The sequence below is a fragment of the Cohnella hashimotonis genome (assembly GCF_030014955.1).
GTDB lineage: Bacteria > Bacillota > Bacilli > Paenibacillales > Paenibacillaceae > Cohnella > Cohnella hashimotonis.
In genome coordinates, this window is record NZ_JAGRPV010000001.1 from 7,269,273 (window position 1) to 7,282,444 (window position 13,172).

Annotated in this window: 7 protein-coding genes; all 7 read left to right on the forward strand. The window is 60.6% G+C overall.

Features of this window, described 5'->3' with window-relative positions; translation table 11 throughout:
- The first annotated feature begins 1 nt into the window (after position 1).
- From KB449_RS29020 to KB449_RS29050, 7 genes are read left to right on the forward strand one after another with little or no spacing between them, the layout of a single operon-like run.
- The gene (locus KB449_RS29020) at positions 2 to 874 is read left to right on the forward strand and encodes a carbohydrate ABC transporter permease (protein ID WP_282911683.1); all 873 of its coding nucleotides are present in this window, start codon (positions 2 to 4) and stop codon (positions 872 to 874) included.
- 17 nt (positions 875 to 891) lie between these two features.
- The gene (locus KB449_RS29025; protein WP_282911684.1) at positions 892 to 2,994 is read left to right on the forward strand and encodes a YIP1 family protein; all 2,103 of its coding nucleotides are present in this window, start codon (positions 892 to 894) and stop codon (positions 2,992 to 2,994) included.
- Positions 2,987 to 5,314: a DUF5696 domain-containing protein gene (locus KB449_RS29030; RefSeq protein WP_282911685.1), complete on the forward strand. Its 2,328-nt coding sequence runs from the start codon at positions 2,987 to 2,989 to the stop codon at positions 5,312 to 5,314. Before KB449_RS29025 ends, KB449_RS29030 begins: the two co-directional genes overlap by 8 nt.
- Entirely contained in the window at positions 5,311 to 6,231 is a 921-nt protein-coding gene (locus KB449_RS29035; RefSeq protein ID WP_282911686.1) for a carbohydrate ABC transporter permease, read from the forward strand. Before KB449_RS29030 ends, KB449_RS29035 begins: the two co-directional genes overlap by 4 nt.
- A 5-nt stretch (positions 6,232 to 6,236) precedes the next feature.
- Positions 6,237 to 7,205 carry a carbohydrate ABC transporter permease gene (locus KB449_RS29040; protein WP_282912933.1) on the forward strand — a complete coding sequence of 323 codons (969 nt, stop codon included), beginning with the start codon at positions 6,237 to 6,239 and terminating at the stop codon, positions 7,203 to 7,205.
- A 44-nt stretch (positions 7,206 to 7,249) separates the two neighbouring features.
- Complete coding sequence (locus KB449_RS29045) at positions 7,250 to 10,393, forward strand: glycosyl hydrolase family 2 protein (protein ID WP_282911687.1); 3,144 nt, start codon at positions 7,250 to 7,252, stop codon at positions 10,391 to 10,393.
- 57 nt (positions 10,394 to 10,450) lie between these two features.
- Positions 10,451 to 13,075: a glucosidase family protein gene (locus KB449_RS29050; RefSeq protein WP_282911688.1), complete on the forward strand. Its 2,625-nt coding sequence runs from the start codon at positions 10,451 to 10,453 to the stop codon at positions 13,073 to 13,075.
- Positions 13,076 to 13,172 lie beyond the last annotated feature (97 nt).

A 13,172-nucleotide genomic window follows, 5' to 3' on the forward strand; every position in this document is an offset into this window, starting at 1 on the left:
CGTGCAACGTGTATGGAAGCTGCTCAGATTGCCGAAGCCGGACCCCTTCCTGATCGTCGCCTTCATCGGATTGACGCTGCTCGCGCTGTTCATGCTGCTGCCGCTCGTATTCATCGTCAACCATGCATTCAAGCCGATCAACGAACTGTTTATTTATCCGCCGCGCTTTTTGGCCGAGCATCCGACGATGTTCAACTTCCGGCAGCTGTTCCTGAACGCTCAGAAAATGTCCATTCCATTTTCGCGCTACTTTTTCAACAGCGTGTTCACGACCGGCGTCACCGTGCTGGTCGCCGTGCTGATCAGCGCGATGGCGGCCTATGCGTTTTCAAAGCATCGGTTCCCGGGCATGCGCGCTTTCTTCGGCCTCATTATCGTATCACTGATGTTCGCCCCGGAGGCAGTCGTGATCCCTCGTTTCATTCTCGTCTCCGAGCTTGGGATCATGAATACGTATGCCGCCCATATCTGGCCGCTCGTCGCGATGCCCGTCGGCGTGTTCCTGATGCGTCAATTCATCGACCAGGTGCCGGACGCGCTCCTCGAAGCTGCCAAGATCGACGGTGCCCGGGAGTGGAAAATTTTTTACCGTATCGTCCTGCCGGTCTGTATGCCCGCCGTGGCGACGGTCGCCATTCTTGCGTTCCAAATGTCGTGGTCCCAGACGGAGACGTCCAACTATTACACGCAGGTCGAGTCGCTCAAGACGCTGCCGTACTACGTGGCGACGCTGACCGGAGGATTGGGGAACAGCGTTGTCGGGCAAGGCGTCGCGGCGGCGGCCGGTCTGATGCTGTTTTTGCCTAACTTATTGATCTTTCTGTTGTTTCAGCGCCAGGTGCTGATGACGATGGCTCACTCGGGCATCAAGTGATTGGGGGGAGGACTTGCGTGGGAACCACGTCGAGCTGCATATCGAAAAAGCTATTGCGGCGCGCAGCGCTGCTGTTGTTAATCCTTGCCCTGGTGCCATGGGGTACGGCCGAAGCGAGCCTGCCTTATTCCACGATCTCCAGCGACGCGAACGGACAGCGTATTCTAACCCCGGACGCCTACGTGCCTCGCGAAGTATGGAACGGGTTCAACGACCCTGAAGACCTGTTCGTCACTGCCGCGGACGAATTATACGTTGCCGATACGGGCAACAACCGCATCGTCCAGTTGGACCCGGACGGCCGCGTGGTCCGGACGATTCCGGCGGCCCTCGCGGAAGGGGAAGACGAACAGGCTCGCAATCCGAAGGAAAAGCTTCGCCGTCCCGAAGGCGTATTCGTGACCGCAGGAGGCGAGATCTACGTTGCGGATTCGGGAAGCCGCAGAATCGCCGTGTTCGACAAGGACGGGAATTACGTCAAGGAATTCGCCGCCCCCCAGTCCGAGCTGATCCCTTCCACCTTCACCTACATTCCTTCCAAGGTCATCATCGATGCCCGGGGCTATATGTACATCGTGACCAAGGGCGGCTATCAGGGGATGCTGCAACTGGACCCGGACGGCCTTTTCTCGGGCTTCTACGGCGCCAACAAGGTACAGTCGGATTGGATGACGCGCATCAAGAGAAAGTACTATACCGAAGAGCAGCTGAAGGCGGAGGCGGCCAATCTGCCTGGCGCCATCACGAATATGACCGTCGACGGTCGCGGCTTCATCTACACGCTCAATAGAGATTTGAAGAGCGGCCAGCTGAAAAAGCTGAACTACGGCGGGATCGACCTGCTGGGCGGCCGCAACTTCGCGCCGTGGCTGGGTCCGCTGGACCGCTTTTCAATGCAGGACGCAGCTGTCGACGCAGACGGGATCATTACGGTGATCGAGGCGGCCGCCGGCAGAATCTATCAGTACGATCCGGACGGCCAACTGCTGTTCCGCTTCGGAAACGCGGCCACGAGCACCCAGCAGATGGGTCTCTTCAAGCGGGCAACCAGCGTAGCAGTCAACAGCCGCGGACAAATCCTCGTCGCCGACGGGGAGCTTAACAATATCCAGGTGCTGGACCGGACGGCGTTCGGAAGCCTCGTCCATTCCGCGGTGTCGATGTATACGCGCGGCGAGTACGAGAAAAGCCGGACAACCTGGCAGGAAATCCTGAAGCTGGACAGCATGTACGACCGGTCCTATCAGGGAATCGCCAAGGCCGAGTATGACGCGGGGCAGTATGAGCAGGCGATACGCCACTTTGAGATGGCCAACGACAAGACCGGGTATTCGGAATCGTATTGGCAGTTGCGTATGGAAGTATTGATGCGGGAATTCGGCCGTACGATGACGGGGCTCTTCGTACTGCTTGCCGTCTGGTATGCGTTCAGACTGATTCGGCGCAAGCGCGCGAGCGCGGCACCGTCTTCCGAACCCCGGCGCCGGCGATTCACGGGACGCTGGGGAACCGCATTCCGCTTGACGGGACTCGTGCTGCGCAAGCCTGTCCAGGTCATGGACGAGATCGCCGAAAACCGGTCTGCTCCTTATCTGTATGCGGCCGCGCTCGTCGTGGCGGGTTATCTTATTCGCATCGCCGGAGAATGGGCTGTCGGCTTTATCTTTGCGAAGCAGGATTTTGTAGATATCAGCCTGAAGTCGGAGGCGGTCTCGTACTTCGTCCCTTGGATGCTGTGGGTGCTGGCCAGCTATCTGATCGGCTCGGTGATGAAAGGGGAAGGCACCTTCCGCAACGTGTTTGTCGTCAACGCCTACGCGCTTGTGCCCTATCTCGTGCTGACGCTGCCGATCAAGCTGCTGTCGAATGTACTGACGCTGCAAGAGAGCGTCCTGTATACATCGGCGATTACGGGCATCCAGATCTGGATGCTGCTGCTCTTCTTCATCGGAACGCAGGCCGTACAAAACTATAATCTCAAGGAAGCGATTCAAATGGCAGCCGTCTCTCTGTTTACGATGGGTTGCATCTGGCTGTTCGGCTTCGTGCTGATCGGACTGGTCTATCAAGCGGTCGACTTCTTCGTCGATCTGGGGCAGGAGGTGTGGGCCCGTGTTTAAGAAAATCGTTCGCGGCAGCCTGCGCGGGCTGCGCCGCATGAGAGCCGCAGGGATAACGCTCGCGGTCGCCGCCGCTGCCGTCGCGCTGCTGGCGCTCACCTCGGAAGGCCGGCACAAGGGAATCGGAACTTATGATTCGGGCAAAGCTCAAGCGTTCGTAGAGTCGCTGCAGGTCGGACAGCGGCAGCCTTCTGGCGAGAGCCGCGAGATCGGCGGGAGAACGTGGTACCGGGTGGCTGAACAGACCGGTACGGCGCTGTGGCTGGAGCCTGCACGCGGGCAGATTGCGCTGGAGAATACGCGCACGGGCGCGCTCTGGCTCGGTAATCCGGGCGAAAAGGAGCTCGCGCAAGCGAACGCCAAGGGCATCTGGGCGACCAACCTCCTCTCCCCCATCCTGTTCCGCTACCTGGACGAAGGGCAATCCAACGAGAAGGTCACGAATACGGTCGATCAGGAGGCAAAAGTAGAATGGGTCGCGCTCGATCGCGGAGTTGGCGTGCTCTATTCGATGGACAAGCTCGGCTTTTCCTTTTATGTGGAGTACACCGTCGAGCAAGGCGAGCTCGTCGTCCGCCTGCCCGAAGAAGGCGTCCGGGAGAAAGGAACCAAGCGACTCGTCAGTTTGGAGCTGCTTCCGTTTTTCGGCGCATCGCCGAACGGTCCGGAGGGCTATCTGTTCGTGCCGGACGGCCCGGGCGGGCTGATCCGGTTCAATCGGACCTACAGCAGCCAGCTTGCGTCGTATGCCTTCCCGGTGTACGGCTACGATCCGGCTGTCTGGAGCGTCGGCGCCTACGAGAATCGCACGGATATCGCCTTTCCGGTTTTCGGCCTGAACCGGGGTACGGACAGCTACATCGCCGTGATTGAACGCGGCGCGGCCAATACTTCCATCCTGGCCGCACCGGCGGGCATCAACACCGCTTTCAATGAAGTCCACACCCGCATTACGCTGCGCAATTATTATTACCAGCCGATCGGACTGGGCGACGGCAACTGGAAAAATGTCTACCAGGAGCAACTGGCGCCCGTCGAGGTCCAGATCCGCTATCTGCTGACGGACAAAGACAAATCCGACTATGTTGGGATGGCGCAGCAGTATCGCCGATATCTCATGACGCATGAGCAGGTGCCTACGCTCCGGGAAAAAAACGGCGCGGACTACGGTCAAGGCAGTCCACCGCTCATGCTCAATCTGGTGATGAGCGCGGCCGAACCGACTCCGACGGGGGAAAAGCTGGTCGTCGGCACGACCTTCAAGGATGCCGCCGGCATCGCGGATGTCCTGGCCAAGGCCGGCATCCGCAACCTGAACGTCAGCCTGACGGGATGGAACAACGGCGGTTTTCCCGGAAGGCTTCCCGACCGCTTCCCTGTGGAGCAGCAGCTCGGCGGGGAGAGCGGACTGCGACAGCTGCGTGAGCAGCTCGCCAAGATGGGCATCCCGCTGTCGCTGAACGACGCGCCTTTCTACGCCACGGACAAGCGAGCCAACGGCTTCTCGGCGCGCAGCGAGGCGATTAAAAATATCAACGGCACGACGGTCTCCTGGAGCCAAGGCGGAGACTGGTACGGAGACGCGGACATTCCCGATTTTTACTTCCTCACGCCGAGCGCGGCGCTGAAGAAGTGGCAGCGCACGTTGACTTCGCTAAAGCGGCTGGGCATCGAAGGCGTGCATGTGCAGACCTACAGCCACGGGTTCGGCGACTACCGCGCGGACAGCTACACGACGCGGGAGGCGTCGCTCGGCACGCTGCAGGACATGCTGGACCAAGCGTCCGCCCAGCTGGGGAGCGCGCAGACGGTCGCGGCCGCATATAGCGTGGGCCATGCGGAGCATCTCAGCGGGATGGCGCTGGATTCCAACTACGATCTGATCGTGGACGAGCAGATTCCGTTTTTCCCGATCGCGATCCACGGCCTGGCGACGTATTCGAGCAATCCGGGCAATCTGCGGAGGAACCCGACCGTCGAGTTTTTGCGGGATATCGAGTACGGGGCGGTGCCCACCTTCATGGCGATGACTGGAGACACGCGGGATATGGGCCGAACGAACTTCGCCTCCATGTTCAGCGGTCAATTCTCCCTCATTCAGGATCAGATTGTCGAACAATACGAAGCCTACCAAACCGCCAGCACGGACGTATGGGCCGGCTTTATAGAGGGTCATCGCCAAGTAGCGGCGGGCGTCTACGAGACCGTCTATGAAGGCGGCCGCAAGATCTGGGTTAACTACAACAGTCAGCCGTTCAAAGCGGATGGCATCGTCGTGGACGGACTGAACTTCAAGGTCGTCGAGGAGGGGCGCGCATGACAGACAATTCGACAACCGGACTGGCCATGAGCGCCAAGGATCACCGAAGGAAAAGAAGACGTCAGCGAGGCCGGGAAGCGCTGCGCGGATATTTGTTTTTGGCGCCCTGGCTGATCGGCGTCGCATGCTTCGTCTGCTACCCGCTCTTCTATTCGGTCTATATCAGCTTCAATAAGGTATCGATCGCCAAGGACGGCTCGGGCCTCGCCTACGAATGGATCGGTTGGGGCAACTACCGCTATTCGTTTTTGCGGGACAATGTATTTCCGATCGAGATGCTGTCGTTCCTGCGCGAACTGCTCTTCATCGTGCCGATCACGGTCATCTTCTCCCTTCTGGTGGCGGTTATGCTTAATCAGAAATTCCGCGGTCGCATGTTTTTCCGCATGATCTTCTTTCTGCCGGTTATTTTCGCCACGGGTGAAGTGCTTACGGAGCTGTTCTCGCAGGGACAAGGGGCGATCCCATTCGGGGATCAGTACGATGTCGAGGCGCTGATCTACGGCATTTTCTCGCCGAACGTCGCAAGCACGATTATGTCGGTGATCTCGCGATTCGTGATCATTTTGTGGAGCAGCGGCATCCAGATCATTATTTTTCTGGCCGCGTTCCAGACGATCCCCCAATCGGCGTTCGAGGCCGCCCGCATCGACGGTGTCACGCCATGGGAGTCGTTTTGGAAGATTACGTTTCCGGTCATCGTGCCGTTTATCGCACTAAACCTGATTTACACCCTCGTCGATCAGTCAACCAATCCGTTCAACCCGATCATTGCGCATATCCTCAAAAACATGAGCGACGCCGAGACGGGGTACGGCTATGCCAGCGCGCTGGGCTGGATCTACTGCGCGATCACGCTGGTGCCGATTCTGATCCTCGCGAGGTTCGGCAGGCCGGCTAACAAGAGGAAGGGGTGAAGCTGATGGTCCTGTTGAATCGTGTCCGGCGCTATTGGGCGCGTCATCACATTGCGGAGCGACTGCGGGTTGCGTTCGTCGGCAGGCAGATCGTTGACGGTCTGCTATTCAAGGCCGCGCTGATCGCGATTCTGATCTCGGTCTCGGTGCTCTACGTAAAGCCGCTACTCTACATGATGTCGACCTCGCTCAAAACGCTGCCGGATTTGCTCGATCAGTCGGTGCGGTGGATACCGAATACGCTCGAGTGGCTGAATTATGAAAAGGCGATCGGCGGCCTGAAATACTGGCGTTCGCTCGGCATCACGTCGTTCATCGCACTGACGGCCGCCGTGCTGCAGACGCTGGCATGCGGGATCACGGGGTACGCCTTCGCGCGGCTGCATATTCCGGGCAAAAAGTTTTGGTTCGCCATCGTCATTTTGACGTTTCTGATTCCGCAGCAGACGCTTGTCATTCCGCTCTATGTCATTTACGTCAAGCTGGGTTGGCTGAATACGGTATTGCCCTTCATCGTGCCGGCGATCGTGGCACAGGGGATCAAGGGCTCGCTGTTCATCATTATTTTCCGGCAGTTTTTCTCCACGCTGCCCAAGGAACTGGAGGAGTCGGCGAGGATGGACGGAGCCGGAGCGTTTCGTACCTACTGGAAAATCATGATCCCCCTCTCCCGCCCGGCGCTGCTGATCGTATTTCTATTCTCATTCGTCTGGCACTGGAACGACTATTTCGAACCCGCCCTGTACTTGAAGGGCGCGGATTTTTATCCCCTGTCGCTCAGTCTGGAGCATCTCCAAGCGAACCTGAACTTTATGAGCGGGTCTTCCTCAGGCCTGACAAACGTGGTCGTCGACGTGAACGAGCCGATCAAAATGGCAGCCGCCTTTCTCATCATTTTGCCTCCGCTCATTCTGTACATGTTTGCGCAGCGATATTTCGTCGAAGGCATTGAACGTACAGGAATCGTGGAGTAGGCCGGATTCGCGGCACAACGGAGCTTATAAGGAGCCTATCGGACATGAAGGAACAATTGTACGGCACGTTCGTCAACCCCGGCCCCGCTTATCGCGGCAAGCCTTTCTGGTCTTGGAACGGAGAGCTGGACCGAGAGGAATTGCTTCGACAGATCGACGTGTTCGAGCAGATGGGCTTCGGCGGATTTTTCATGCATGCCCGCACCGGGCTCATCACGGAATATCTGGGCGAAGAATGGTTCGAGTTGACGCGTATCTGTGCGGAGGAAGCGCAGCGGCGAGGCATGGAGGCATGGCTCTACGACGAGGACCGCTGGCCCAGCGGCACGGCGGGCGGCAAGGTCACGGCGGAGCCGCGATTCCGCATGAAGTTCGTGAAGATGCGGATCGTCGCAGAGCCGTTCTGCCCGTGGCGGGAGACGTGGATCGCGGCCTTCGAGTGCCGGCTGGAGGACGGCGCCTATTACGACGGCCGCAGGCTGACCCCCGGCGAAGACGCGGCACCGAGGCCCGGCTATGTCACGCTCTCCTTTGAGATCGAGGAGATGGCACCGGAGAGCTTCTACAACGGGCAGACCTATGTGGACACGATGAACCGCGAAGCGACGGAAGCGTTCATCACCGTCACGCACGCGCAGTACAAGGCGCGCATGGGCGAGCTGTTCGGGAACGCCATCACGGGCATTTTCACCGACGAACCGCATCGAGGGCCCCTGATGACGAACTTCAACGTCGCCAACGCCGATCCGCAGCATATGCTGCCATGGACGTATGACCTATTCGAACGCTTCGAAGCCAAGTTCGGCTACGATCTGCGCGACCGGCTGCCGGAAGTGTTTTTCCGTCCGGAGGGACGCAGCGTATCCCAGGTGAAATGGCATATCGTGGATCTGCTGCAGGAGCTTTTTCTGGACAACTATGTAAAACCGCTCGACGAGTGGTGCCGGGCAAACAAGCTGATCCTAACCGGACACCTGCTTCACGAGGACTCGCTGTCCGCCCAGACGGCCATGGTCGGTTCGGTCATGCGCTGCTACGAGCATATGGAATATCCGGGCATCGACGTGTTGACGGAGGGCAACCGCTGCTTCTGGGTGGCCAAGCAGCTGTCCTCCGTCGCCAGGCAGATCGGGCGCAAGTGGCTCATGTCTGAATTGTATGGCTGCACGGGCTGGCAGATGCCGCTCGAGGCGCACAAGGCGGTCGGCAATTGGCAGACGCTGCTTGGCATTAACCTGCGCTGCCACCATCTGTCCTGGTACACGATGGAGGGCGAGTCCAAGCGGGATTACCCCGCCAGCATCTCTTATCAGTCGGCCTGGTGGCGGGATTATCAGGTTGTAGAAACGTACTTCGCGCGTCTGGGCGCAGTCATGACGCACGGCGAGCCAGTCTGCGACCTGCTGGTCATCCATCCCGTCGAGAGCGTGTGGTGCCAGGTGCATGCCGGCTGGGCCGACACCCTGGCGGGCAATACGGCGGAGATCCGCCGGCTGGAGACCGACTTCGCCAACGTGTTCAACTGGCTCTCGTGCGCGCGAATCGACTTCGACTACGGCGACGAGGAGATGCTGCAAAGACTTTCCGCCGTCGAGCGCGACGCAGCGGGCCGTGCGGTGTTCCGTGTCGGCAACGCCGTCTACGGCACGGTGCTGGTCGCGGGACTGACGACGATCCGCGCGTCGACGCTCAGGCAGCTGGCGCTGTTCCGGCAGGCCGGAGGCGTCGTCGTCTTCGCCGGCGAAGCGCCGGGCTATGTCGACGCCGTGCCGTCCGAGGACGGCGGGACGCTGGCGGCGGGCTCGGTGCGGGTGCCGCTCGACGAAGCGGGCATCGCAGCCGTAGGTACGCACCTCGCGGGCGGCCGCATCGCCGCAGTCGACGCGTCGGGCGAGCCGATCGCGGATCTGTATGCGCAAGTGCGCCGTGACGAGACGCATACGTACGTCGTCCTGCTAAACGTCAACCGCGAGACGGCCTATGCGGGCGTCAGGCTCCGGCTGCCGTACCAAGGCCATGTGGAGGAATGGAATTGCGAAACGGGCGAACGGATCGCGACCGATGCCACAAGCCTGGACGGCGCGATCGAGTTGACCGCCGACTTCGCCGCGGCTGGCGAGAAGGTATACGTATTCGGCGGCGCGCCGCCGGAGGCGCCGACCGTACGGCCGGTTCTGCAGACCGTGGCGGCATATGAATGGGAAGGCGACTTCGCCTATTCGCTGGACGAGCCGAATGTGTGCGTGCTCGATCGCGCGTCGTACAAGCTGGACGGCGGCGAATGGCGGGAGACGCTGGAGATTCTGAAGCTGGACCGCGCCGTTCGCCGGGAGCTGGGCTACGCCTACCGCTCCGGCGACATGGTCCAGCCCTGGTATGCGATCCAGACCCGCGCCGGGACGGCGCGCCAGACGCATCGTCTGACCCTCCGGTATTCGTTCGACGTGGACGAAGCGGTCGCAAGCGGCGGTGCAGATGGGTGGCATCTTGCGGTCGAGCGGCCGGGGCAGAAACGGATCCGCCTGAACGGCCGCAAGCTCGCAGGCGGTGACGCGGGCTGGTGGGTCGACCCGGTGTTCCGCAAACTGGACATCCCGCCGGCCGGCCTGCAGCCGGGACTCAATCAAATCGAGATTGAAGTCGACTTCGATGCCAGCGTCGATCTCGAGGCGATCTACCTGCTCGGCCCGTTCGGCGTTCGGGTGCAGGGCGCGGACAAGACCGTCTGCGCCTTGCCGGAGCGGCTGGCCATCGGCGATCTCGCGCCTCAGGGATTGCCGTTCTACGGCGGCACCGTCACCTACGCGTTCGAGTGGGGCGCCTATGCAGAGCAGGCGAAGCGGCATCTGGACAGCGTGCCTGACGCTGCGGTCCAGCTGGAAGTGCCCGCTTACGAAGGCGGCTGTCTGAGAGCGGGCAACCGGACGGCGGGCAGCGTCACGATTCCCTGGCGGCCTAACGTCGCAGACGTGGCGGGTATCGTCGGCGCGGACGAGCCGCTGCTGCTGGACGTCGTGCTGACCCGTCGAAATACGTTCGGGCCGCTCCATATGGAACCGCTGTACAGCGCGGCGTACGGGCCCGGCCATTGGCTGACGGAGGGCGACGCATTCAGCGAAGCCTACAAGCTGGTCCCGTCGGGACTGACGCAACCGCCGCGGTTGCTATTGCGCGCGCCTGCGCCGTGAAGCGATCCGCCGAAGCGTATCTTATTCAATCGTAACTCAGGTATTGGAGGTCTAGACTTGATAAAAATCGCAATTTTATGGAACGACAGCGTCGGCGACGGCTCGATCGCCGTTGAGTACGGCAAGCTGGAGCGCCTGGAAGTAACGGCCGGGCAGGGAAGCTGCATCCCTGCCGAAGGAAGGTTCGCGCTGCAGGGCCCGGGCAGGCTTGAACTGGAGCTGGGCGACGAAAACGCGGGCCAGGGCGCATATGCGACGATTGTGTCCGTGCGCAGCACGCGGCATGCGTTCAGCTTTTTCCTGCGGGATGTCAGCCGGGCCTATCCGATCTATATTCCTGCTTACGGCGTAATCGTGACGGAAGCGTCGCATGCGGAATCGTACGGAGAAATTGCCGAACGGATCGCGTCCAGCGGACTGCGCACGAATCTTCAGCAGATCGAAGCAGAACCGGAGGAGTCGTTCGAACGCGCCGCCGAAGCGGGCAGACCGCTGACCTGTCCGATCTGGCTGGGGTTGTCGCGGGACGCGAGATTGTTCGAAGCGGACTTTCGCGGCGTCGGGGACAACGACAATATCCGGTCGTGGGACTGCGTGCGTCCCCGCTACCCCGCCCGCATCAACCAGCTGCCGGAGACGGGCGATGCGCCCGTCCTCTATTACTACTTGCTCGGACGAGGGATGGGCGCCGAATACCGGGTCACGCGCAGTCTGGAGGAGCGCGTCTATCCGATCGCGCACGGCTCGATCCGCGACGATGATATCGTCTACGACAATGTCGCTTTCGTTTCCTATGAAGCGATTCCGTTTACGGCCGATACCTTGCAAGGCACACATTACCTGGCCGCCGATCGCGCAAGCGTCGGATACATGTTCACGCCGGAGCAAGAGGAGAGCTGGGAGCGACTCGCCGAGACCGATCCGGATCGCCCGGAGGAGACGGTCTACTACTCCAAGACCACCGCTACGAATCTCGGCAAGGTGCCTCGCTACGCCTGGTTTAAAAATCCTGCTCCTTTGAACGCAGCGTACACGTTCGAAGGCGACGGCGGGTTCGGCGTATTTGAATCGGGCCGCGTCTTCGTCGCGTCCAAGCTGGACGGGCGGCCGCTGCCCCAGGAGGAGATCGCGGTCCTGTTGACGCCAGGGGAGTCGGTTACCTTCGAGTTCTATATTCCCCACACGCCGGTCTCCAGGGAGCGGGCGCTGCTGCTGGCGCAGCAAAGCTTCGAGCTCCGGCATCGGGAATGCCTCGCATTCTGGCAAGCCAAGCTGGATGGCGCGATGCAAGTCCGACTCCCCGAGCCGAGGATCGAGGAGATGATGAAAGCAGGCTACCTGCATCTGGATCTCGTCTGCTACGGCCGGGAGCCGGACCGGACGCTCGTGCCGACGATCGGCGTATATACGGCCATCGGCTCGGAGAGCTCGCCGATCATTCAGTATCTCGATTCGATGGGCGCGCATCGCACCGCCGAGCGCGCGCTGCAATTTTTTCTGGACAAGCAGCATGAGGACGGATTTATTCAGAACTTCAACGGCTACATGCTGGAGACCGGCGCCGCCTTGTACGTCCTGGGCGAGCATTACCGATATGTTCGGGACAAGGCGTGGCTGACGCGTATCCAGCCGCAGATGCGCAAGGCTTATGAATATTTGAAAGGCTGGCGGGACCGCAATCTGCGGGAGGAACTGCGAGGACGCGGCTATGGCATGCTTGAAGGCAAGACGGCCGATCCCGAGGATCCCTTCCGTTCTTATATGCTGAACGGCTTCGCGCATGCGGGATTGAAGCGTCTGGCCGAGATGCTGTCGGAGATCGGCGACCCGCTCGCGGACGCGGTCGGCGCGGACGCGGAGGCGCTCAAGCAGGACATTCTAACCTCGATCCGGGAATCGCTTGCGAACTCCCCCGTCGTGCCGCTAGGAGACGGCAGTTGGGTGCCGACCTGCCCGCCCTGGGCCAACTACAGAGGACCTGTCTCTCTCTATGCGGACGGCGGCAAGTGGGGGACGCACGGTTCTATGGTCGTACGGGATTCCTTGCTCGGGCCGCTGTATCTGGTCATCCAAGAGGTGCTGGCGCCGGACTCCGTCGAAGCCGGATTCCTGCTCAGCTTCCACAACGAGCTGATGTGCATGAAGAATGTCGCGCTGAGCCAGCCGTATTACAGCGTGCATCCCTGGATACACCTCAAGCGCGGCGAGACGAAGCCATTTCTTAAGGCTTTCTACAACGGCGTAGCCGGGCTTGCGGACAGGGAGACCTATACGTTCTGGGAGCACTATTTCCATGTGAGCCCGCACAAAACGCACGAGGAAGGCTGGTTTCTGATGCAGTGCCGGTGGATGCTCTATCTCGAGGAGGAGCGGACACTGCGGCTGCTGCCGGGTATCCCGCGGGCATGGCTGGAGCAGGGCAAGGAGATATCGGTTCGCGACGCAGCCAGTCATTTCGGGCATTTCTCCATGGACATCCGCTCCGACATCGCGGAAGGCACGATAACGGCGCATCTTGTCTTCGATGCCGAACGCCGACCCGGCAAGGTCAAGATCCGTCTGCCGCATCCTAGCGGCATGCAGGCGATGCGGACCTCCGTCGGTACCTACCACGCTGCGTCGGAGACGGTAGAGATCGACGATCCGAGCCGCGAGGTGCAGATCGTGCTGACGTTCGCCTAAAAATCAAACGCCGCAGACTGCGTGCCCGGTTTCCGACAGGAGCCGGGCGTTTTTTTGACAAAGGAGGTGAGGAACCGCTAACAGCAACTGCCTGACC

Bases quoted from the DNA above. Each gene is read 5' to 3' on its own strand.
- KB449_RS29035 (WP_282911686.1), top strand. From the start codon at position 5,311: ATGACAGACAATTCGACAACCGGACTGGCCATGAGCGCCAAGGATCAC.
- KB449_RS29040 (WP_282912933.1), top strand. From the start codon at position 6,237: ATGGTCCTGTTGAATCGTGTCCGGCGCTATTGGGCGCGTCATCACATT.
- KB449_RS29045 (WP_282911687.1), top strand. From the start codon at position 7,250: ATGAAGGAACAATTGTACGGCACGTTCGTCAACCCCGGCCCCGCTTAT.